General features: G+C 69.0%; 21 protein-coding genes. 10 read left to right on the plus strand and 11 right to left on the minus strand.

Annotated elements, in window-relative coordinates; all coding sequences use genetic code 11:
- Window positions 1–5: 5 nt before the first annotated feature.
- Window positions 6–794 carry a lysophospholipid acyltransferase family protein gene (locus tag ABD768_RS06815; RefSeq protein ID WP_343968696.1) on the minus strand — a complete coding sequence of 263 codons (789 nt, stop codon included), beginning with the start codon at window positions 792–794 and terminating at the stop codon, window positions 6–8.
- A 196-nt stretch (window positions 795–990) separates the two neighbouring features.
- Here ABD768_RS06815 and ABD768_RS06820 point away from each other — a divergent pair, with 196 nt between their 5' ends.
- From ABD768_RS06820 to ABD768_RS06840, 5 genes are read left to right on the plus strand one after another with little or no spacing between them, the layout of a single operon-like run.
- Window positions 991–1,755, plus strand: a complete 765-nt coding sequence (locus tag ABD768_RS06820; RefSeq protein WP_343968698.1) for an alpha/beta hydrolase — start codon at window positions 991–993, stop codon at window positions 1,753–1,755.
- The gene (locus tag ABD768_RS06825) at window positions 1,748–2,545 is read left to right on the plus strand and encodes a hypothetical protein (RefSeq protein WP_343968700.1); all 798 of its coding nucleotides are present in this window, start codon (window positions 1,748–1,750) and stop codon (window positions 2,543–2,545) included. Before ABD768_RS06820 ends, ABD768_RS06825 begins: the two co-directional genes overlap by 8 nt.
- A gap of 56 nt (window positions 2,546–2,601) precedes the next feature.
- Window positions 2,602–3,831 (plus strand): ornithine cyclodeaminase, nickel-pincer nucleotide-dependent, encoded by a 1,230-nt coding sequence (locus ABD768_RS06830; protein ID WP_344838471.1) that lies wholly within the window; start codon window positions 2,602–2,604, stop codon window positions 3,829–3,831.
- A gap of 31 nt (window positions 3,832–3,862) precedes the next feature.
- A complete protein-coding gene (locus ABD768_RS06835) occupies window positions 3,863–4,249 on the plus strand; it encodes a VOC family protein (RefSeq protein WP_344838474.1) in 387 nt (128 codons plus the stop codon).
- 18 nt (window positions 4,250–4,267) lie between these two features.
- Window positions 4,268–5,017 (plus strand): enoyl-CoA hydratase-related protein, encoded by a 750-nt coding sequence (locus tag ABD768_RS06840; protein WP_344838477.1) that lies wholly within the window; start codon window positions 4,268–4,270, stop codon window positions 5,015–5,017.
- Between the two features lie 6 nt (window positions 5,018–5,023).
- Here ABD768_RS06840 and ABD768_RS06845 read toward each other — a convergent pair whose 3' ends face one another.
- The 6 genes from ABD768_RS06845 to ABD768_RS06870 form a co-directional block, all read right to left on the minus strand.
- A complete protein-coding gene (locus ABD768_RS06845) occupies window positions 5,024–5,815 on the minus strand; it encodes an endonuclease/exonuclease/phosphatase family protein (protein WP_343968708.1) in 792 nt (263 codons plus the stop codon).
- On the minus strand, window positions 5,812–6,957 hold the full coding sequence (locus ABD768_RS06850; protein ID WP_343968710.1) for an ROK family glucokinase: 1,146 nt from the start codon (window positions 6,955–6,957) through the stop codon (window positions 5,812–5,814). The genes ABD768_RS06845 and ABD768_RS06850 overlap by 4 nt, the downstream gene beginning before the upstream one ends.
- 61 nt (window positions 6,958–7,018) lie before the next feature.
- Window positions 7,019–7,990 carry an ROK family glucokinase gene (locus ABD768_RS06855; RefSeq protein WP_344838481.1) on the minus strand — a complete coding sequence of 324 codons (972 nt, stop codon included), beginning with the start codon at window positions 7,988–7,990 and terminating at the stop codon, window positions 7,019–7,021.
- Entirely contained in the window at window positions 7,981–8,400 is a 420-nt protein-coding gene (locus ABD768_RS06860) for a hypothetical protein (RefSeq protein ID WP_343968714.1), read from the minus strand. The genes ABD768_RS06855 and ABD768_RS06860 overlap by 10 nt, the downstream gene beginning before the upstream one ends.
- Entirely contained in the window at window positions 8,397–9,749 is a 1,353-nt protein-coding gene (locus ABD768_RS06865; protein WP_344838484.1) for an ArsA family ATPase, read from the minus strand. Before ABD768_RS06865 ends, ABD768_RS06860 begins: the two co-directional genes overlap by 4 nt.
- A gap of 4 nt (window positions 9,750–9,753) precedes the next feature.
- Complete coding sequence (locus ABD768_RS06870; protein ID WP_344838487.1) at window positions 9,754–10,659, minus strand: SRPBCC family protein; 906 nt, start codon at window positions 10,657–10,659, stop codon at window positions 9,754–9,756.
- 105 nt (window positions 10,660–10,764) lie between these two features.
- Here ABD768_RS06870 and ABD768_RS06875 point away from each other — a divergent pair, with 105 nt between their 5' ends.
- Window positions 10,765–12,558, plus strand: a complete 1,794-nt coding sequence (locus ABD768_RS06875) for an AMP-dependent synthetase/ligase (RefSeq protein ID WP_344838490.1) — start codon at window positions 10,765–10,767, stop codon at window positions 12,556–12,558.
- A 115-nt stretch (window positions 12,559–12,673) separates the two neighbouring features.
- Here ABD768_RS06875 and ABD768_RS06880 read toward each other — a convergent pair whose 3' ends face one another.
- Together ABD768_RS06880 and ABD768_RS06885 are read right to left on the minus strand one after the other, a co-directional pair.
- On the minus strand, window positions 12,674–13,102 hold the full coding sequence (locus ABD768_RS06880; RefSeq protein WP_344838493.1) for a hypothetical protein: 429 nt from the start codon (window positions 13,100–13,102) through the stop codon (window positions 12,674–12,676).
- A 94-nt stretch (window positions 13,103–13,196) separates the two neighbouring features.
- Entirely contained in the window at window positions 13,197–13,733 is a 537-nt protein-coding gene (locus ABD768_RS06885; RefSeq protein ID WP_344838495.1) for an isochorismatase family protein, read from the minus strand.
- Window positions 13,734–14,063: 330 nt separating this feature from the next.
- On the opposite strand from ABD768_RS06885, the gene ABD768_RS06890 reads away from it, so the two are divergent.
- Window positions 14,064–14,612: an RNA polymerase sigma factor gene (locus ABD768_RS06890; protein ID WP_343968726.1), complete on the plus strand. Its 549-nt coding sequence runs from the start codon at window positions 14,064–14,066 to the stop codon at window positions 14,610–14,612.
- Complete coding sequence (locus ABD768_RS06895; RefSeq protein WP_344838498.1) at window positions 14,609–15,085, plus strand: hypothetical protein; 477 nt, start codon at window positions 14,609–14,611, stop codon at window positions 15,083–15,085. The genes ABD768_RS06890 and ABD768_RS06895 overlap by 4 nt, the downstream gene beginning before the upstream one ends.
- 5 nt (window positions 15,086–15,090) lie before the next feature.
- Here ABD768_RS06895 and ABD768_RS06900 read toward each other — a convergent pair whose 3' ends face one another.
- Window positions 15,091–17,721 carry a CHAT domain-containing protein gene (locus ABD768_RS06900; protein WP_344838500.1) on the minus strand — a complete coding sequence of 877 codons (2,631 nt, stop codon included), beginning with the start codon at window positions 17,719–17,721 and terminating at the stop codon, window positions 15,091–15,093.
- Between the two features lie 221 nt (window positions 17,722–17,942).
- On the opposite strand from ABD768_RS06900, the gene ABD768_RS06905 reads away from it, so the two are divergent.
- Window positions 17,943–19,337, plus strand: a complete 1,395-nt coding sequence (locus tag ABD768_RS06905; RefSeq protein WP_344838503.1) for a S8/S53 family peptidase — start codon at window positions 17,943–17,945, stop codon at window positions 19,335–19,337.
- A 24-nt stretch (window positions 19,338–19,361) separates the two neighbouring features.
- Here ABD768_RS06905 and ABD768_RS06910 read toward each other — a convergent pair whose 3' ends face one another.
- Complete coding sequence (locus ABD768_RS06910) at window positions 19,362–20,234, minus strand: RNA polymerase subunit sigma-70 (protein ID WP_344838506.1); 873 nt, start codon at window positions 20,232–20,234, stop codon at window positions 19,362–19,364.
- A gap of 59 nt (window positions 20,235–20,293) precedes the next feature.
- On the opposite strand from ABD768_RS06910, the gene ABD768_RS06915 reads away from it, so the two are divergent.
- Window positions 20,294–20,662, plus strand: a complete 369-nt coding sequence (locus ABD768_RS06915; protein ID WP_344838509.1) for a nuclear transport factor 2 family protein — start codon at window positions 20,294–20,296, stop codon at window positions 20,660–20,662.

A 20,662-nucleotide genomic window follows, 5' to 3' on the forward strand; every position in this document is an offset into this window, starting at 1 on the left:
GTCGGTCAGGATGCCTTGGTGTCGCCGAGGCGGGGCTTGATGTGGTCGTCGACCGACTCGCCGGCCTTGATGAGTTCCTTGGCCTTCTCGGCGTACATGTCGACGTACTCCTGGCCGGACAGCTCCATCAGGGCGTACATGATCTCGTCGGTGACCGAGCGCAGCACGAAGCGGTCGCGCTCCATCCCCTCGTACCGGGAGAAGTCGAGCGGTTTGCCGATCGACACGCCCGGGCGGATCAGCCGGGGCAGCCGGCGGCCGGGCTCGCGGATCAGGAACTTCGGCCAGACCGAGCCGGGCGGGTTCAGCTTCTCGGTGTCGATCATCGCCACCGGGATGACCGGCACGCCGGCCACGATCGCCATCCGGGCCACGCCGGTCTTGCCCTTGTAGAGCCGGCCGTCGGGCGAGCGGGTGCCCTCGGGGTAGATGCCGAACAGCTCACCTTTGGCGAGGATCTCCAGCCCGATGTTCAGCGCGGCCAGCGACGCGCGGCCGCCCGAGCGGTCGATCGGGATCTGGCCGACCGAGCGGAAGAAGGTCGCCATCAGGCGGCCCTTCAGCCCGGGCGCGGTGAAGTACTCCGACTTCGCGGGGAAGACGATCTGCCGCGGCACCGCCACCGGCAGGAACACCGAGTCGGTGAACGCCAGGTGGTTGCTCACCAGCAGCGCCGGCCCGGTCGAGGGAATGTTCTCCAGCCCCTCGACCCTGGGACGGAAGAGGAGCTTCGCAATCGGTCCGACGAAAAACCGCCTGAGGAACAGGTACAGCAACGCCTTCACCTCCGTCACTCGGCCGAGAGCCTACGGTCCACCATCCTCCAGAAGCAACGTGACCGCCAGGAATAGGCGGGTTGCACTCTGTGTTGTCCCGTGGTTGCAGACTGGGTGCGATGTCGATCACGACACTCATGCCGGGGTGGGCGGGTGGCTCCGTGGCTGCGACCATTGGCATCTGCTGGATCCGTCCGACCGTCGAGGAGTACCCGTGGCAGTGCAAGCTCATGCGGAGGAGTTCCGCAGCCCAGGATCCGGTGCGAACGCCGCGACCGGGGTGCTCCTGAGCCACGGCTTCACCGGCTCGCCACGGTCGATGCGGCCGTTCGCCGAGCACCTGGCGGCCGAGGGCTTCGGGGTCGCCGTACCGCGGTTGCCCGGGCACGGGACGACGTGGCAGGAGATGAACAACACCCGCTGGCAGGACTGGTACGCCGTACTGGACAACGAGTTGGAGCGCCTGCGCAAGGAGCACGACCGGGTGTTCGTGGCCGGGCTGTCGATGGGCGGATGCCTGGTACTACGGCTCGCCGAGCAGCACGGGGAGGACATCTCGGGTGTGATCCTGGTCAACCCGTCCGTGCAGACCGACGACAAGCGGCTCGTGCTGCTCCCGGTGCTGCAGCGGCTCGTCCCGTCGTTCCCCGGCATCTCGAACGACATCAAGAAGCCCGGCGTCGACGAGGGCGCCTACTCCCGGATGCCGTTGCGCGCGCTCCACTCGCTCTCGCAGCTCTGGACGATCACCCGGGCGGATCTGGCCAAAGTCACCCAGCCGGTGCTGCTTTTCCGCAGTACTGTCGATCATGTCGTGGAACCGAGCTCGGGCCGGTCGATCCTGGCGTCGATCTCGTCCCGCGACGTGACCGAGACCCTGCTCGAGGACAGTTACCACGTGGCCACTCTGGACAACGACGCACCCCGCATCTTCGCCGACTCCACCTCCTTCATCCACCGGGTGACCGCCGATGCGTGACAACGGCCTGACCGCGTCGACCTACACGTCGATGGGCGGCATAGACCCCCAGATCGCCGAACCAGTCCTCAACGCCCTGGCCGAGGCGGACATCGCGGCGTACACCAAGGCTCCGCGCCAGGCCGCGCAGGCGGACGACGTACCCAAGGAATCAGCTGAAACTGACGCTGAGGCCGCTACCGACCCGGAAAGCACCGCCGTCGCCGAGTCGGCCGCACCGGCGCCGGCGATGGCTGACGAAGCCGCTCCCCCGCGGATTCCCGTCGGGTTCGACGAGATCTTCGTCGATGCTGCGGCCGAGGTCAGGGCCCGGGGGGTCATTGCCCGGAGTACCGAGGATGCCGAGTGGGCGTCTTTGGTGGAGCAGTTCAATCTGCCGTCGGCTGAGGGGCATGACGCGACTCCGGTGCCGCGGTGGCCGGTGAGTGAGGATGTCGAGGAGGGGTCGTACGAGCCGCTCATCGACGTACCGGCCGGGTTGATCGTCGGGGATACCGATGAGGATCCGCCGGAGGAGCCCCCGGCCCGGCGGCAAGAGGATCATCATGATCATTTCGTGCCGCCGGAGCCGCCGAAGGGACCGAAGCTGGACTGGATCAGCCGGGCTGCTTGGCTCGGGTTGATCGGTGGGCCGGTGCTGCTGATTCTGGCGGCGCTGCTCGACTTCGGGACGGGACGGATCACCACGCTGGCGGTGGTCGGGTTCATCGGCGGATTCCTCACCCTGGTGATCCGGATGAAGGACCGGCTGCCACCGGAGGACACCCCGGACGATGGCGCCGTCGTCTAGCCGTTAGGCTGCAGATCGTCGGACAATCCGACGAGATGGAGCCGAAGGAGGCACCCGTGCAGGTCACCGAGACGGTCGAGATCACCGGCCACCTGATGGATACCGGGTTGCTGTCCCGGGTCCTCGACGACATCCGCGGGTACGGCGGCGAGTACACGCTGGACAAGTTCGACCTCGGCTACGACAAGGACGACCCGTCCACCGTCCGGATGACCGTCGGCGCCGAGGACGAGGAAGCGCTCCAGCGCCTGCTGATGCGGATCCAGACCAAGGGCGCGAACCTGGTCAACCCCGGTACGCCGGAGATCTCCGAAGTACTCCAGGACGGCGTCTTCCCGGACGGCTTCTACTCGACCACGAACCTGCCCACCAGCGTCCGCCTCAACGGCCACTGGGTACCGGTCCGCAACCCCGAGATGGACTGCGGCCTGCTGGTCGAGGGCGAGGACGTCCGGACCATCCCGATGTCCGAGGTGAAGGCCGGGATGCGGATCATCTCCAGCGCCCAGGGCGTCAAGGTCACTCCGCCGATCGTCACCCACGACGAGGAGTCGTTCGGCTTCATGGAGTCGGACGTGTCCAGCGAGAAGCCGCAGGGCGTCCTGGTCAAGCAGGTCGCCGAGGGCATGCGCGAGGCGAAGGCGGCCGGGCTGAAGGTGCTCTGGGTCGGCGGCCCGGGCATCGTCCACACCGGCGCCGCGCCGGCCATGGTCGCGATCGTCGAGGCGGGTTTCGTCGACGTCATGTTCGCCGGCAACGCGCTGGCCACCCACGACATCGAGTCGTCCTTGTACGGTACGTCGCTCGGCGTCGACCTGGCCCGCGGCCGCGGGGTCGAGCACGGGCACGAGCACCACATCCGGGCGATCAACACGATCCGCAAGGCCGGCTCGATCGCCGCGGCCGTCGAGTCCGGCGTACTGACCTCTGGCGTGATGCACGCGCTGGTCAAGAAGGGCAACAAGTTCGTCCTGGTCGGCTCGGTCCGCGACGACGGCCCGCTGCCGGACGTCTACACCGACGTACTGGCCGGCCAGCGAGCGATGCGCGCCGAACTCGAAGGCGTCGGCTACTGCCTGATGGCCGCGACCATGCTCCACTCGGTTGCCACCGGCAACATCCTGCCCGCGTCGGTCCCGCTCACCTGTGTGGACATCAACCCAGCCACCGTCACCAAGCTCGCCGACCGGGGCTCCGCCCAGGCCCGAGGCATCGTCACCGACGTGGGCCTCTTCATCGAACACCTGGCCCGAGAACTCTCCCCGGCCTACGCCGACGCCAACTGACTTTGTCGGTGCCGAGTGCCATGGTGGATCCATGGCACTCAGGACGAAAGCTCATTGGTTTGGTGTGGTGCTCAACTCGCCTGATCCGAAGGCGTTGGCCGAGTTCTATCAGCGGTTGCTCGGGTGGACGTTGTATCCGTCGGACGACGACTCCGACTTCGTCAGTCTGGCGCCGTCGGAGGAGGCGGGGTACAACCTTGCCTTCCAGCGTGAGGATCTGTACGAGCGTCCGGTCTGGCCGGCTGAGGCGGGGAAGCCGCAGATGCAACTCCACCTCGATCTGGAGGTGGACTCGCTCGACGAGGCTGTGGCGCATGCTGTCGGGTGCGGGGCGGAGCTGCCGGAGTTCCAGCCGCAGGAGCGGGTTCGTGTGATGCTCGACCCAGATGGTCACCCGTTCTGCCTGTATCTGGGCTGAGCAGGCAGGATGGGTTCCATGACGGAACTCGTGCACCTGGCGGTTGTCGACGGCATCGCGACGATCACGCTCGACTCGCCGGACAACAAGAACGCGCTCTCCCAGCAGCTGACCAGCGAGCTGCTGGCTCACCTGGAGACGGCTGACCGGGACGACGCCGTCCGGGCGATCGTGATCCGGTCGGCGCTGGACGTGTTCTGCTCCGGGGCGGATCTGTCCGAGGCGACATCGGTCGGGATGAAGGTCGGCGCGCAGCGGATGGTCGACGTCCAGCGCGCGATCGTGGCGAACTCCAAGCCGGTCGTCACCCGGGTCGCCGGACCGGTACGGGCCGGCGGGATCGGTATCGTCGCCGCCTCCGACATCAGTATCGCCGGCCACAGCGCGACCTTCGCCCTCACCGAGGTCCGCCTCGGCCTGGCCGCCGCGACGATCTCGCTGACCGTGATCCCCCGGCTGACCGACCGCGCCGCCTCCCTCACCTTCCTCACCGGCAACAGCTTCGACGGCGTCGAGGCAGCGAGCCTCGGACTGGTCACCCAGTCGGTCCCCGACGCGGAGGTCGACTACACCCTCGCCGAAACCCTCAAGTCCCTCCTCAAGGGCGCCCCCCAAGGCCTCCGCGAGTCGAAGAAACTCCTCAACCGAGAACTCCTCGCCGACATCGACGCCCGCGGCACCGACCTCGCTGAGTTGTCCGCATCATTGTTCGGCTCCCCCGCCGCACAGGAGGCGATGCTCGCCTTCCTCAACCGCAAGAAGAAGTAGCCGAACTCACGGCAGGGTGAGTTCGACCAGCATCGGGAGGTGGTCGGAGCCTGCGGCCAGGTCGGCGCGGGTGACGCCTTCGACGGAGTCGAGCGGGATGACCCGCCCGGCTAGGCCTGGGGACAGCAAGGCGCCGTCGATGCGTTTGACTGGGTTGTCGGAGTGGAAGGTGTTGCCGGCGTTGAGGCCCAGGTCGGTCAGGCCTTCGGCGGCTAGGCGGTCCCAGACCGGGCCGCCTGGTTCTTCGTTGAGGTCGCCTACCAGGAGGTAGGGGAGGTTGAAGGACTTACAGCCCCGGAGTACCTGCTCCAGTTCGTGCTGGCGGCCGCGGATGTGGAGACCGAGATGGCAGACGATCAGGGCCAGGTCGACGCCACCCAGCGTGGTTCGGCCGCCGACCGAGCCGCCGGGGAGCTGGGTCGCGATGAAGCGGAAGCGGCGGCGCACGAACGGCCGCCAAACCCTCCAGTGCAAGGGATCCGCGAGGTCGATGCCATCGGCAACCAAGATCGCGTTGCGTGCCGAGGCCGCGACGTACCGGAGGCCGAAGCTTGCCGCCATCGCCTCGCGCTTGCGGCGGGTGCCCCACCAGGTCGGCGCTTCCTGGACCAGCATGACGTTCGGCGCGCAGGCCTTGACCACGCGCGCCAGCGCCTCCCGGTCGTCGCCCCAGCGGTGCACGTTGTACGAGAGCACCCGCATCGAAGGCCCGGCCGCACCCCCGTTGCTCGCGGCAACCGGCTCGGAGCTGGCCGCGCCCTCGTCGCTCGCGGCAACCGGGTCGGGGCCGTTCGTCATGCCTCGGTGTCGCCGTTCAGCTCGGCGGGCGCCGGTTCTTTGATCGGTTCGGCCGTTCGCATGCCCGTACGCCGGCCAACCGACTTGCGCGCCGCCCGCTCGAGCCGGGTCGACCGGGCGCCACGCGCGGCGGCCGTCTTGGCCGTCACCGCGGTCGTCTTGACCCGCACCCGACGCAGCCAGGTCGCCTCTTCGCGCGCCAGGTCGGCCGCACCGACCATGCCGGCTTCAGGACCCAGTACCGCCCGTACGATCCGCGCCTCGGGCCGGAACCCACGCCCGGTCAGCGTCCGCTTGAAAGCCTCCCGCGCCGGAGCCAGCAGCAACTCCCCCGCATCCGACACGCCACCACCGATCACGAACGTGCCGGGGTCGAGCGCAGCCGCCAGATTGGCCAGGCCGATTCCGAGCCAGCGGCCGACATCTTCCAGCAACTCGACCGCGACCGGGTCGCCGTCCTTCGCGAGCGCGGTGACCATCGGACCGTTGATCTTGCGCGGGTCGCCATCGGCCGCCCGCAACAGGTTGTGAGCAACCGGCGAACCGGACAGCGCCAGCTCACGAGCCTCACGCGTCAACGCGTTGCCCGACGCGTACTGCTCCCAGCACCCACGGTTGCCGCACTCGCAGCGGTGCCCGCCCGGTACGACCTGCATGTGCCCGAACTCGCCGGCGATACCGAACTTGCCGCGCTGCAGAGCGCCGTCGTTGAGGATCGCGCCGCCGATACCGGTACCAAGCGTCACGCAGACCAGATGGCTCTCACCCTGCCCGCCGCCGAACCGCCACTCCGACCAGGCAGCCGCGTTGGCGTCGTTCTCGACCACCACCGGCAGCCCGAGCCGGCGCTCGACGGCGTCGCGCAGCGGCTCGTGCCGCCACGCCAGGTGCGGGGCGAACAGTACGGACGAACGCGTGCCGTCGACGAAGCCGGCCGCGCCGATCCCGACCGCGATCACGTCGTGCCGCGACTCGAGGTCGTGCACGATCTCGGCGATCGCGTCCTCGGTCTCGCGCGGGTCCTTGGTCGGCGTGTCCCGGCGCAACCGGTCCAGGATGTTGCCCTCCGGATCGACCACTCCGGCGGCCACCTTGGTGCCACCGATGTCGATCCCGATCGTCAGCGCCTGCGTCAGAGCCATGTCACGACCCTCCTGGTGAATCCCCCGGATTCCATAGCAAGCCTACCTACCGCTGATGAGCTCAACGGTGTTTCTCCGGGGCCGGGGCCGGTTTGCGGGCCAGGTCGGCGGCGCCGATCAGGCCGGCGTCGTTGCCCAGTTCGGCGAGGCCGAAGGCCGGGTGCGGGCGATTCGCCTTGGCCGGCAGGTTCTTCTCGAAGGCGACCTGGGCCGACTTCAGCAGCAGCTCCTTGGCCGCGCTCACGCCACCACCGATCACGATCGTGCTCGGGTCGAACAGGGTCGCGATACTCGCCAGCCCCTCGCCCAGCCAGCGCCCGAGATCATCCAGCAGCTCGACCGCACACGGGTCGCCCTGCGCCGCCGCCTCGGTGATCATCGGACCGGTCAGCGCGGCCGGGTCGGTGATCCCACAGACGCTCAACATCTGCGCCGCCGCCAGCGACCCAGACTCCGCCTGCGCACGTCCCTCACGCACCAGAGCCCGCCCCGACGCGTACTGCTCCCAGCACCCACGAGCCCCACACCCACACCGATGCCCGCCCGGTACGACGCGCATGTGCCCAAGCTCCGCCGCGACCCCATGAGCGCCGCGCAGCAACTCGCCGTCGATCACCACGCCGCCACCGATCCCGGTGCCGACCGTCACGCAGACCATGTGCTCGACATCCTTCGCCGCACCGAAGGCGAACTCGCCCCAGGCGGCCGCGTTGGCGTCGTTCTCGACCACCACGGGAACCTTCAGCGCGTCAGCGACCCGTGCGCCGAGCGGTTCGTTCCGCCAGGCCAGGTTCGGCGCGAAGAGCACGGTCGAGCGGTCCGAGGAGACGAACCCGGCAGCGCCGATTCCGACCGCCTCGACCTGGTGGTCCTTGATCAGCTCGGCGGCCGCGTCGATGATCGCCGCCGCGGTCGCGTCGACCGAGTCGGCCGGGGTGTCGCGATGCGTGCGCGCGCCGATGGCGCCGTCCGCGTCCACGATGCCGGCGGCGATCTTCGTCCCGCCGACATCGATGCCGATGCTCAATCCCATGGTTCGGGGTCCTCACTCACGTCGATCCGGTCCACGCGGGACCGGGCGGGCCGTTCGGGTTCCTGCGCCTTGGCGGTCCGCGACTCTGCGTCCTCCCGGGCCTGCCGCGCGGCCTCCGCGGCAGCTTCCAGCAGCGACCGTACCGATCCGAGCACCCCGGCCGCGGCCGTCGACAGCTGCTCGATCGTCTCCGGGCTGGTCGTCCGCACCTTCGCGATCAACTGGCACAGCGGACACCACTGACACTCGGGCCCGCTACGCGACGTACTGTGCTGGTGCTCTTCTTCGGGTGCTGGTTCTTCTTTTTCAGCTTTCGGTGGTTCCTGGTGGTCGTGCTTGGCGGCCTGCTGCAGTACCGCGAACAGCTTGGCTGCCTCTTCGGCGACCGAGCCGACGGGCTCCTTGCTCATCTGGTGCCCTCCGAGATCGCCGTCGGCTCGTTGTCGAACTGCTGACTCATCTGCTCACGGATCTCCTGTGCCAGCGCCTCGACCGAGTCCAGCGCCCCGTTCGCAGACCCGTTCGCGGACCCGTTCGCGGACCCGTTCGCAGGCGGCAGATCGACAGCCCGCGGCAACGGCTCACGCGGCGCGAATCGCACCTGCAGCCGCCCATCGTCCAGCCGCGCGCCCGCGACAACTCCACGGGCCAGCGCCGCCGGCAAGGGCAGCACCCGCCGGTACGAGCCAACAGTGATGATCAGCTCGTCCCCGTGCCGGGCCAGCTCCAGGTCGCTGGCCGACGCGAGCGGCAGCGGCATGGTCAGCGTGTACGTCCGCCCGTCGGTGTCGATATGCCGATCAACCCACAGCGACGTCTCGTCGGTCGCCCGGGTGAACGGGTCGTCCTTGCCGTACATCTCGACCGCGAACGCCGCGAGCTCCTCGACCCCGACCGGCTCGCACGCACGGTACGGCGACTCCCAGATCGGCAGCGGCCGGAACGAGTCGGCGACGTCGTCGAGGATCCCGCGCTGAGCAGCGACCCACTGGCGTCGCCAGTTGTCGGCGCCGGCGGCCGGGAAGACCCGGTTCGCGATGACGCCGTCGACCCGATAGCCGAACAGCGACAGGGTCGTGAGCGAACGTCGGGCTTCGGCGACGACGACGGCTTCAGGGGTCAGTACCAGCCGTACTGAGGCATCGGGACCGGTCAGCAACGTGCGGATGTCGGCCAGGTCGCCCTGCAGCCGGCGCAGCGCGTCGAAAACGGTGTCGTCGGGCATCGGCAGCCCGGAAGCCTTGCTGAGCCAGGGCCGGAAGGCGCGGACGACCTTGCGCTCGGCATTGAAGATGCGGCCCAGGTACCAGGTCAGGGCGTCCGGCAGTGCGAGCAGCCGCAGCGTCTCGGCGGTCGGCGCGCAGTCGACGACGATCACGTCCCAGCGGCCGGACCGGACGTGGTCGCGCACCTCGAGCAGCGCGAGCACCTCCTCGGCGCCCGGCAGCACGGTCAGCTCCTCGGCCTCGATCGGGTCGACCCCGATCACGTTCAGCACCGAGCGCAGGTACGCCTGGATGTCACCCCAGGACCGCTCGAACCGGCGCTGCGCGTCGATCTGCTGGACGAACAGCAGGTTGTCGATCTCGGTCGGTTCTCCCCCGACCTCGCTGTCGAACGCATCCGACAGCGAGTGCGCGGCATCGGTCGAGAGCACCAGCGTGCGCAGCCCCCGCAACGCGGCGAGCGTCGCGGTACCGGCCGCCGAGGTGGTCTTCCCCACGCCGCCTTTACCCGTGTACAGCAGAATGCGAGTCACTGGATCAGGACTCGACGCGCTTCTTGAGGCCCTTCAGGGCGGTGTCGATGATGACTTTCTCGGCCTTGCGCTTGAGCAGGCCGATCATCGGGATCGCCACGTCGACGGCGAGCCGGTACGTCACCTCGGTGCCCTGGTCGCCCAGGTCGCGCAGGACGTACGAGCCGTCCATGCCCTTCACCATCTTGGCCTGGACGAGCGTCCAGGTGACCTCGTTGCGGGACCAGACGTAGTCCAGCGTGTACTCGTCCGAGATCGCCCCGGCATCCACCTTGAACCGGACCTGTTTGGGCCGGCCGGCCTCGTCCGTGGACAGCACCTGCGTCTCCCGCATCGAGTCGGCCCACTCCGGGTACGCCTCGAAATCCGCGATCACCGCCATGATCGCCTTCGGGGTCGCGTTCACGACGATGGTCGAGGTGGTCTGCTCTGCCATCGATTCACCTCTTCGCTGCCGGGACGGGTTCTGCCAGGACTGATCGGAGGTCGCTCGCGCGGCCCCGGGGTCCAGCGACGAGACTATCGCGGGATCGGACTGCTCCCTGCCCTCACCCGCGGCGCGGCCTTGCTCGAGTTCGTCCTTCAGCCGCCAGATGTTCGCCCGGTACTGCGCCACGTACCGTTCCCGCAGTTTGCCCAGCCGGTGACCGCCGACCGCCTTGACCGGGTCGATCCGCAGGTACCAGTGCACGACCACTCCGTCTCGCACCGGCTCCAGCCACCACTCCGCCGTACCGATGCCCTCGCCGGTCACCGCCCAGCGCACGCCGTCGGGGCCGCGCCGCTCGGTCGGGGTCAGGATCAGGCCCGGCCACCACTGTTTCCACAGGGTGTCCGCGCCGAGCCGCTGGGCAACGTAGGCTGGTTCGGCGACGAGGAGATCGTCGCAACTGATGTCTAGCGCCGGCATGCCTTGATCCTGGTGTCCAGTGAGTCACAGATCTGACTACTTGTGGGTAGGTTGACGGTAGCGTGCGTCTGAGTTGTCCATTCGTAACCGTCTGAGGAGACGCGAATGCGTGAGTTCACCACCCCTGCCGTCATCGAGCCGCCGACCACCGGCAGCTTGAGCGATCCCGTCTGGGCGAACGCGTCGTCCCATCCTGACACCGCGGTGTTCAGTCGACGGGTCGAGGGTGGCGGCTGGCTGGACATCACCGCCGCCGAGTTCGCGCAGCAGGTGGGTGCGGTGGCGAAGGGCCTGATCGCGGCCGGCGTCAAGCACGGCGACCGGGTCGCGCTGCTCAGCGCCACGCGGTACGAGTGGACCCTGATCGACTACGCGATCTGGAGCATCGGCGCGGCGACCGTGCCGATCTACGAGACCTCGTCGGCCTCGCAGATCCAGTGGATCCTGACCGACTCCGAAGCGGTCGTGGCGGTCGTCGAGAACGCCGCGCACGGGGTCGTCGTCGAGTCCGCCCGGGCCGAGGCGCCCGCCCTGCAGGAGGTCTGGCAGATCGAGTCGGGCGCCGTCGACCAGCTCACCGCCCTCGGCCAGCAGGTCAGCGACGCCGAGCTGGACAAGCGGCGTACGGCGGTCGTCCCTGGTGATCTCGCGACGTTGATCTACACATCCGGCACGACCGGGCGGCCGAAGGGCTGCAAGATCAGCCACTCCAACTTCATGGACGAGCTCGGTACGGCCACCAAGGTGCTGCCCGACCTGTTCAAGCTGGACGGCGCGTCGACGCTGCTGTTCCTGCCGCTGGCGCACGTGTTCGCCCGGATCATCCAGGTCGGCTGCGTGCTGATGCGGGTGAAGGTCGGGCACACCGCCGACGTGAAGAACCTGGTGCCGGACCTCGGCTCGTTCAAGCCGACCTTCATCCTGAGCGTGCCGCGGGTGTTCGAGAAGGTGTTCAACACCGCGTCGCAGACCGCGCACTCGGCCGGCCGGGGCAAGATCTTCGACGCCGCCGCCGAGACGGCGATCGCGTACTCGGAGGCGCAGGACAAGGGTGGCGCGGGCTTCGGGCTGAAGGCCAAGCACACGCTGTACGACAAGCTCGTCTACGGCAAGCTGCGCGCGGTGCTCGGCGGCCAGGTCGAGTACGCCGTGTCCGGTGGGGCGCCGTTGGGCAACCGGCTCGGACATTTCTTCCGCGGCATCGGCGTACCGGTGCTGGAGGGTTACGGGCTGACCGAGACGACTGCCGCGCTGGCCGTGAACCTGCCGGACGACATCCGAATCGGGACGGTCGGCAAGCCGCTGCCCGGTGTGACGGTCGGTGTGGCCGACGACGGTGAGCTGCTCTTCAAGGGCGGGCAGGTCATGCTCGGCTACTGGAAGAACGACGAGGCGACGGCTGCGGCGATCGACTCGGACGGGTGGTTCCACACCGGCGACCTGGGCGAGTTCGACGCGGACGGGTTCATCAAGATCACCGGGCGGAAGAAGGAGATCCTGGTGACGGCGGGCGGCAAGAACGTGGCCCCCGCAGTACTGGAGGACCGGATCCGGCTGCACCCGCTGGTCAGCCAGTGCATGGTCGTCGGCGACGGCAAGCCGTTCATCGCCGCGCTCGTCACGATCGATCCGGAGACCATCCCGGCCTGGGCCGAGAAGCACGGCAAGCCGAACGACATGTCGGTCCTGGTGGACGACAAGGACCTGATCGCCGAGATCCAGACCGCCATCGACGACGCCAACACGGCCGTCTCCAAGGCCGAGGGCATCAAGAAGTTCAGCATCCTGACCGAGGACTGGACCCAGGAGAACGGCGAGCTCTCGCTGAAGCTGTCGCTGCGCCGCCATATCGTGATGAAGAAGCACGAAGCCGACGTCGAGGCGCTCTACGCCAAATAGGCACCGCCTCCGCCACCGACTGACGACCTCGAACAGGTAGCGGTGACCTTGAACACGTTATTTCTTGTTCAGGGTCGCCGGTGGGTGTTCAAGGTCGCCGGTTGTGGCGGGCGGATCAGTCGGTGAGGTCTTCGTAGGTGTTCTCGGCGGCTTCTTTGAGCTCCTTGACGGCTTCGCCTACGCCGGTGGCGGCGAGGATGCTGCCGAGGATCGTGTTGGCCCACTTGAAGGCGCTGAGGTACCGGCGGGGGCTCGGGCCGACGGCGTTGAAGAGTCTGGCCAGCGATCGAGCCCAGCCCGCGAGCTTCACCCGGAGGTTGGCGCCGGTCAGGCCGCAGACGAACAGGCGCTCGTCGTACGCCGCGTCGCCGACCACCTCCCGCAGCTCGGCGAACGCGTCGCGGTCGGCCAACTCGTCGTACGCCGCGAGCAGCTCCTGACTCTGCTCGGACGGCAACAATCCGTCCGGCCCGATCGCCAGCCGCAGGAACTCGTCCAGCTGCCTGACGAACTGCTGCAGTGCTTCCCGATCCTCAGCGGGCATGACTCCTCCAGGGCAAGTTTCTGGCGGAGGGCCTATCTGCTACATCGGAAAGCTCGGTGGCGCGTTACCTGCCGAGGGACAGCTCAGTGGCGGGTCAGTTGCTGAAGGACAGCTCGCCGGCGTGCTCGACGAGCTCGAGTTCATCGCCGAGCGCCCACTCGGCCACCCGCGAGACGGTCTCGGCGGAGATCGCCGGGGTGACCGCCGTGGCGGGGATGCCGGTGGTGCTGTGGGCGTCGTGGGGCAGGACGACGCGCAGGCCGCGGGCGAGCGCAGTACGGGCTGTGGCACTGACGCACATCTCGGACATCAGTCCGCAGATCGCTACCGCTTGTACGTCGTGAGCGGCGAGAAGCTTGGCGAGCGGAGTACCGGCAAAGGAGTCATCCCGCAGTTTGCGGATGATCGACTCCCCCGGCTCGACACCGAAATGGAGTTCCCACCCCGGTCCGCCCGGTGCATCCGCGGTCCCCGGGGCACCGTCGTTCTGGACGTGGACGATCAGTACGCCGGCCGCCCGTGCCTTCGCCAGGAGTTCGCCCACCCGCTCGAGCAACCGCTCGGACTCAGGTACAGCGGCGAGGCTGCCCAGCTGGAGGTCGATGATCAGCAGCGCCTGGACTGATTGCATGGCGCGAGCGTAACGACTCGTGCCCCGCGGTGGCGCACCCTCCAACGCCACCGCAGGGGTGCAGTGGCCCCCTGAAACCACCGCTGAGTCGCGCCTCCCCCCTCCAAGGCACTGTGCCGGTCGCGTTTCTGATCACCGGCTTGATGTACAAGAGGACCGAGATACCCGCTTGATACGTCCGATTCCCGGATAATTTCGGCGGCTTCGGTATCTCAGGGTCGCCGGCCGCCTCCTCTCCGGCAGAACAGACCGATCGTGGACGGAGTCCGCCGCAACCGCGACAATGAGTGAGTGGCTGGCGGGGCCGCCGACAGAACCGGAGTCTTTGCAATGGATCTGCTGCGAGATGTCAGCACCGCCGAGCTCGTCAAGCGAGCGCAGGCGGCTGACCAAGCGGCGTGGAACGCGCTGACGGCGCGGTACACCAACCTCTTGTGGTCGGTGGCCCGCGGCATGCGCCTGGGCAGCGACGACGCTGCCGACGCCGTCCAGACGACCTGGCTGCGGCTGGTCGAGCGTCTGGACACGGTGCGTGAGCCGGAACACCTGGGCAGCTGGCTGGCGACGACCGTACGCCGGGAATGCCTCGCGATCCTCCGCCGCCGGGTGCCGACGCCGACCGATTCCGACTGGGACAGCCTGCCGGACGACGACGCCGCTCCACTCGACGCCGGTCTGCTGAAGACGGAGCAGGAATCTGCTCTCTGGCGAGCGTTCCGCCTGCTCAAGCCGCGGTGCCAGGCGCTCCTGCGAGTGCTGATGGCAGATCCACCACCGGCGTACGCCGATGTCGCCGCGTCCCTCGACATGCCGGTCGGAAGCATCGGCCCGTCGCGCCAGCGCTGCCTCGCCAACCTACGGAAGCTGGCCATGCCATGAACGCCTTCGACGATGACGACGAGCTGATGGCTCAACTCAGTCGGCTCGCCGGCGAACTGGACGCCGTACCGGAGCACGTGATGGCCGCTGCCCGGGCGGCGATTCTCACCCGCGACCTCGACAGCGAGCTGGCCGAACTGGTTGCCGACTCCTCGGCGACCGAGGCGGAGCTCGAGTTCGAGCTGGTCCGGGGTGGAGCCGTCGACCTGGATCGGCTGCTTTCCTTCGACAGCGGCGAGCTCCAGGTCGAGTTGGAGGTCGTGCGGGATGGCGACGAGCTGACGCTGATCGGTCAGGTGATCGGTACTGCGCCGGTGGACTGCTCACTCGAGTACGGCGACAGTCGCCGGGTCGCGCTGCCTACCGACGAGCTGGGGCGGTTCCTGGTCGACGGGTTGTCCGGTGGGCCTTTGAGAGTGCGGTGCAGGTCGGCGACAGGCGCTTCGGTCACGACAGCTTGGGTGATGGTTTGACGCTGTCAGCACCCGAGGGCGACGAAGGACAGCGCGGTGGCGAGCATGACCGGGTCGTCGGCGATGCTCGCCCGGACGGCGCGCAACGCAGTACCGAAGGATGCTCCGCCGCGCAGGTGCTCGTGGAAGTCGACCATAAGGCCGGCGGTGGCGGCGTCGTTCACCGGTACGACGCTGGCGAGCAGGCTGGCCGTGCCGAGTGGGACCAGGGCGGAGACGACGCCGAGGAGTTCGTCGGCGCCGACCGCAGCGGCGACGCCGGACTCGCAGCTGGACAGGACGAGTCTTTGCGGGGCCCGGCGCAGGCGGCCGAGATCGTAGATGGTCAATGGGCCGTCGTGCAGGGTGAAGTTCGAGAAGAGCGGGTTGTCGGTGCGGAAGATGCCGTGGGCGGCGATGTGCGCGGTCCAGGCGCCGTCGAGCGCGGCCAGGGCGGCCTCGGCGGTCGCGCTCTGGTCCAGCAGGGTGATCGCGTCCGGGTAGCCCTTGTTGATCAGTTCGAGTTCGCTGCCGCTGCCGTCCAGACCTGGGCCGACGACCAGCGCCACCCGGCGGCGCGACGGGGCCTTCGTCCGGCCGGCTTTCAGCCACAGCGCGGCCGACGGGGCCACGGTCAGCGGCACCGCACCCAACGCCGGCAACATCGCCCAGGGCGCCGACTGCAACCGAGCAGTGGGAACGACGACGACGGGTCCGCTCGGGTTGCCTCTGTGCAGGTCGGCCGCGGCTGGACCGAGAAGAACCTGCTGCAGTCGCTTGCCGGCGGTTTCAAGAGCTTCCAGAGCTCTGGCCGGTGGCCGCCCTCGAGCCAGCCGGCGCAGCATGAACCTGGCCAGCTCGATCTCCCGGACGGCCGCGGCCACCGGCCCGACCCGATGCATGCGCACCCGGCGCCCGACCACGCTGATCGCAAACAGCTCGCCATCTACCTCGGTGAGCTCGACCAGCCGATGCTCCCCCAGCCCACCCAGCAGTTCCTCCAGATCCCCAGAGGTGGTCGGGGTGCTGGTGGGGCGGGCGGCGAGGCGGCGGGTCCTGGACCGGATGGCGGATTCGAGGCGGGTGCGGTCGGTGAGGAGTCGGTCGGTGGCGGGGCCTGGAGCGGACTCGTTGAGGCGGGCGGTGATGTTGCGGAGGGCGGCGAGTTCTCCGGCGAGTTCTCGATCGTCGGGGCCGTGGACCGGTGGTACGGCGAGGGCGCCGGCTCGCCAGAGTTCGCTCCAGCGCAGGAGCATGCGCGCGTCTCCCCGGCGTACGGCGTGTCGCTGGGCGAGGGCCGCAAGCTCGGTCCCGTACGCCGCCGCATGCGCGCGCAACTCAGGCGCCGCCAGCGAACGCTGGTGATCCCCAGCCGCCTGCAACCCGCGCCGGCAAGCGATCAGCGTCGCGGCGGTGGCGCCCCGACCCTCCGCCCGCAGCGCCTCCGCGAGCCAACCCGCCGCATGACCGTACGCAGGCCCGCGCCGACGGAATCGAGCAGCAGTGGCCAGGTGCCGATCCGCGTCGTCTCGCCGACCGACCTCAGCAGCCAGCCGGCCGGCGAACAGATGCGCCGACGCCGCCTCGGCAGAGTGCAGCTCGTCAAGCCGATCAGCCACCCGCCCGGCCTGAGTGCTCAACCGCGCACCACGCTGGCCAGCGTCGTACCGCGACTGCAGCACGACGAACGACGCCCGAGCCTGCCAACTCTTCCGCCCCTGCCGACGGAACAGTTCAGCAGCAGCCGCAGCCCGCTCCCCCGCCAGAGCGGCCTGCCCTGCCGCCTGTGCAGCCTGCGCCGCAGCGAAGAGCAGATCAGCCGTCGCAGTCCCGTTGCCGGTCTCATTGGCCAACGCCTCCTCCGCGCTGGCAAGCGCTTCACCCGCCAGCCCAGCAGCGAGCAGCACCGCCGAGCGGTCGATGGCCAAGCTCGGCCAGGACGTCTGCAGGGCCGCGTAGCGAGCCCCCGCTTCGTCGAGAAATCCGAGCGCCTCGGGCAAGTCACCCCGCTGATAGGCCAGATCTGCCCGATTGTGGACCGCCATCGCCGACTCCAGGTCCTGGCCCTCCGCGGTCAGCAGTTGCTCGGCGATCACCAGGTCGCGGTCGGCCCGCGTCGCCTGCCCGAGCGCGGCGTACACCAGGAAGCGATGGGTGCGCGAGCGCGCCTCCCACAGCCGGTCGCCCCCTGTGCGCAGTACCTTGACTGCCCGGCGAAGGTCGGCGAGCGCTTCGTCGTACCGGCCGAGCACCCGCAACAGATAGCCCCTGCGCATGAGGACGCGACCACTGTGAATTCCATTGCTGAGCGCAACGGCATGGTCCAGCGCCGTGAGTCCTTCCGCCGCGCGGCCGGCCAGCCCCAGGGTGAGCCCGAGGGTCGCCTCGACGTCGGCCGTCCGCTCCGAATCGCCCGACCTGCCCGCCAGCCGAACCGCCCGGCGAAGCTCCGCGATGGCCTCGGCCGCCCGCCCCGAGTCGCGCAGCACGATGCCCTTCGCCTGGTGAGCGATCGACGCGGTCCGTGGATCCGGCGACTGCGCGAGCAGGGTCTCCGCCGCCCCGAAAGCCTCGGCCGGCCGCGCCACCGCGAGCGGAAGCAGATCGTCAGCTGCCTGCTGACGGCCTGGTCGGGGGTCGCCATTGGCAACTGACACGGGGACGAGTCTAGTGTCCTGAGTCGGACGTTGGCGCTTCAGCTCCAGCGCCCAGGTGCGTGCATCGCGGTGCTGGAGGAGCGTCCTCGATGCGGAGCATCGTGGATGCTGCGCCAGTGCCGGGAGGTGCGTGCCTGGGCGCTGGAGATGTGCGCCAACGTCCGACTCAGGACACTAAGTTGCTGGACACAGAAACTGCAGGGTCGAAATCTGGAGGGGTAATGCAGGAAGACACATCGGGCGAAGGGGCGGCGGCCGCCGGTCCGAAGGATGTTCCCGAGACGCCGTGGGCCGAGCAGCGCCGGGCCATTCAGGAAAGTTATGGCGCCGGGCCGGGCAAGTCGCGGTGGCGGGTGGGGATCGGCACCGGTGCCGGTGACACCGAATTCCTCTACGAGGAAGGCGTGCTGCTCGTCCGGCAGCAGTACTTCGACGAGGTGCGCGAGATCCTCGTGCAGCTCGGGCTGTTCCCCTCCGAGGACGACCAGGCGGCCGAGCGGCGGGCAGCCGATGCCGAGGGCCGGGCCGAGCGTCAGTTCGTCGAACCCGTGCTGGCGGGCCTGCGGCTCGTTCGGCTCTCGTCGGAACGGGACTACGACACGATCGAGGTACTGGAAGCCGTCACCAAGGGCGGCCGGCCGAGCGTCGACGGACGGGCCGCCACGCAGATCAGCGGGGTCGGCCGGGACAGTGTCGCGCTGAACCATGTCGTCCCGCTGTGTGGCAACGGTGCCGGATGTCCGGCGACCGAGCCCGAGCCGGTACCCGCCGTCAGCGCGCCGTACCCCGGCTACACCCCGGATCGCGGGGCCGGTGACGGGGTCAAGGTCGTCGTGGTCGACACCGGGTTCGACGCGGCCGCGCCGGGACGCAGCCAGTGGCTGGAGGGCGTGGAGGGTGACCCCGACTACGCCCAGATCGGCGACACGCTGAACAAGTACGCGGGTCACGGCACCTTCATCGCCGGACTCATCCGCTGCGTCGCGCCGCGGGCCGAGGTGTACGTCCGGGGGGTGCTGAACTTCGGCGGCTCGGCGCTGGAGTCCGACCTCGTCCAGGCGCTCGACGCCGTCCTGAACGAGGACTTCCCCGACATCATCAGCATGTCGGCCGGCACCCACGCGTACGACGCGACCGGTCTGCTCAGCTTCCGGGTCTTCGACGAGTTGCGGCTGAGCCACCACAAGGGCGTCGCCCTGATCGTTGCGGCAGGCAACGATGCTAGCCGGAAGCCGTTCTGGCCGGCCGCGTCGCCGTTCAGCGTCTCGGTCGGGGCGCTCGCGACCAGCTGGCAGGGACGGGCGCCGTTCAGCAACTTCGGTGGCTGGGTGGATGTCTATGCGCCGGGGCAGGATCTCGTCAACGCGTTCCCGGTCGGGAGCTACGAGTACCACGAACCGCCGAACGTGGTCCCGGGGCAGCCGCCGCGGGTGGAGCGGTTCTACGGGATGGCTCGCTGGAGCGGTACGTCGTTCAGCACCCCGATCGTCGCCGGCCTGGTCGCCGCCCGGATGACCCGCACCGGCGAGAACGGCCGCGACGCGGCTGCGGCGCTCGTCAAGGAGGGCCAACTGAACGCGCAACCTGCCGTCGGCGCTGTCCTGCTCCCCGAGTAGGCGGCATCCAGGGGACCTCGCCGGCTAGCCGGGGTTCAGGAAACGGGTGATCGAGCTGATCCGGTCGTCGCTGATGGTCAGGACTACGTGTCCGGTGTCGCGGCGATCGGATCCGGTCACGAAGTAGCACCGGTACGCCGGCAGCCGGTTGGCGCCGGCCGGCTCCAACTCCAGGGTCGCTGAGTCGCGCCCGCCGGCGCTGGCCTCGAGGAACGCGGCGATCGCCGGCGGGCCGTAGTACTGGTGTGGTGCCGGAGGCATGGCCAGCCAGGCGTCGTCGGTGAGCAGGGTCTTGATGGTGGTGATGTCGTCGGCGGCGAAGGCTTCGGCGAATCTCCGGGCGACGTCGCGTTCGGTCTCGGTGTCGCGCGGTGGTGGCGGGCTGTGCAGGGATGCGCGGGCGCGTTGGAGTGCGCCTTTGACGGCTGTCGGCGTGGTGTCCAGCAGCTCGGCGGTTTCGGGCGTGGAGAAGTCCAGCACGTCGACCAGGATCAAGGCGGCCGCCTGACGCGGGGGCATCCGCTGGAGTGCGGTGATGAAGGCGAGCTCGATGTTCTCGCGCTTGACCAGCTGATCGTCGAGCAGCGCATCGGGGTACGGCTGGAGCCAGGTGACGTCGCCGCGGCTGGTCGGCTCCGGCGGATCGAACGGTGGCAGCGGCTCGGCCGGCGGGCGGCGCTTGCTGTCCCGGATCGCGTTGAGGCAGCGGTTGGTGGCGATCTTGTACAGCCAGGTGCGCAACGACGAACGTTCGTCGAAAGCGGGCAGCCCGCGCCAGGCGGCCAGCAACGTCTCCTGGAGCAGATCGTCCGCATCGGTGAACGAGCCGAGCATCCGGTAGCAATGCAGATGCAGCTCACGCCGGTACGGCGCGGTCAGCTCCTCGAAGCTCTGCATCCCCACATCGTGCCAGCCCTCACCGTTCCGATCGCGAACCCGACGGTGTCTATCCAGGTATGACAACACCACTCGACACCGTCCTGGCCTACTACAACGCCTGGACCGGCCACGACTTCGACCAGGCGATGACCTACCTCGCCGACGACCTGGTCTGCCACGCGCCGGCCGGGCGGATCGAAGGCGCCGAGGCGTTCCGCGCCTTCATGGAGCCGTTCTCCCAGATCCTGCTCAAAGCGGAACTGCTCGCGTCGTACGGCGACGACACGACCGTGCTGCTGATGTACGGCACCACCACCCGCCCAGTTGCCGACGCGCCCGGTGCTGAACTCCACACCGTCCGCGCCGGCAAGATCGTCGACCTCCGCATCATCTTCGACCGACTCCCCTTCGAACAGGCCCGCGCTGCCCAGGGCAAGCCCGCCTGA

Source organism: Kribbella ginsengisoli (genome assembly GCF_039537185.1).
Taxonomy (GTDB): domain Bacteria; phylum Actinomycetota; class Actinomycetes; order Propionibacteriales; family Kribbellaceae; genus Kribbella; species Kribbella koreensis.

Excerpts from the sequence above, each read along its gene's own strand:
- ABD768_RS06825 (WP_343968700.1), top strand. The coding sequence starts at position 1,748 with ATGCGTGACAACGGCCTGACCGCGTCGACCTACACGTCGATGGGCGGC.
- ABD768_RS06835 (WP_344838474.1), top strand. The coding sequence starts at position 3,863 with ATGGCACTCAGGACGAAAGCTCATTGGTTTGGTGTGGTGCTCAACTCG.
- ABD768_RS06840 (WP_344838477.1), top strand. The coding sequence starts at position 4,268 with ATGACGGAACTCGTGCACCTGGCGGTTGTCGACGGCATCGCGACGATC.
- ABD768_RS06845 (WP_343968708.1), bottom strand. The coding sequence starts at position 5,815 with ATGACGAACGGCCCCGACCCGGTTGCCGCGAGCGACGAGGGCGCGGCC.
- ABD768_RS06850 (WP_343968710.1), bottom strand. The coding sequence starts at position 6,957 with ATGGCTCTGACGCAGGCGCTGACGATCGGGATCGACATCGGTGGCACC.
- ABD768_RS06855 (WP_344838481.1), bottom strand. The coding sequence starts at position 7,990 with ATGGGATTGAGCATCGGCATCGATGTCGGCGGGACGAAGATCGCCGCC.
- ABD768_RS06860 (WP_343968714.1), bottom strand. The coding sequence starts at position 8,400 with ATGAGCAAGGAGCCCGTCGGCTCGGTCGCCGAAGAGGCAGCCAAGCTG.
- ABD768_RS06870 (WP_344838487.1), bottom strand. The coding sequence starts at position 10,659 with ATGCCGGCGCTAGACATCAGTTGCGACGATCTCCTCGTCGCCGAACCA.
- ABD768_RS06875 (WP_344838490.1), top strand. The coding sequence starts at position 10,765 with ATGCGTGAGTTCACCACCCCTGCCGTCATCGAGCCGCCGACCACCGGC.
- ABD768_RS06880 (WP_344838493.1), bottom strand. The coding sequence starts at position 13,102 with ATGCCCGCTGAGGATCGGGAAGCACTGCAGCAGTTCGTCAGGCAGCTG.
- ABD768_RS06885 (WP_344838495.1), bottom strand. The coding sequence starts at position 13,733 with ATGCAATCAGTCCAGGCGCTGCTGATCATCGACCTCCAGCTGGGCAGC.
- ABD768_RS06890 (WP_343968726.1), top strand. The coding sequence starts at position 14,064 with ATGGATCTGCTGCGAGATGTCAGCACCGCCGAGCTCGTCAAGCGAGCG.
- ABD768_RS06895 (WP_344838498.1), top strand. The coding sequence starts at position 14,609 with ATGAACGCCTTCGACGATGACGACGAGCTGATGGCTCAACTCAGTCGG.
- ABD768_RS06905 (WP_344838503.1), top strand. The coding sequence starts at position 17,943 with ATGCAGGAAGACACATCGGGCGAAGGGGCGGCGGCCGCCGGTCCGAAG.
- ABD768_RS06910 (WP_344838506.1), bottom strand. The coding sequence starts at position 20,234 with ATGCAGAGCTTCGAGGAGCTGACCGCGCCGTACCGGCGTGAGCTGCAT.
- ABD768_RS06915 (WP_344838509.1), top strand. The coding sequence starts at position 20,294 with ATGACAACACCACTCGACACCGTCCTGGCCTACTACAACGCCTGGACC.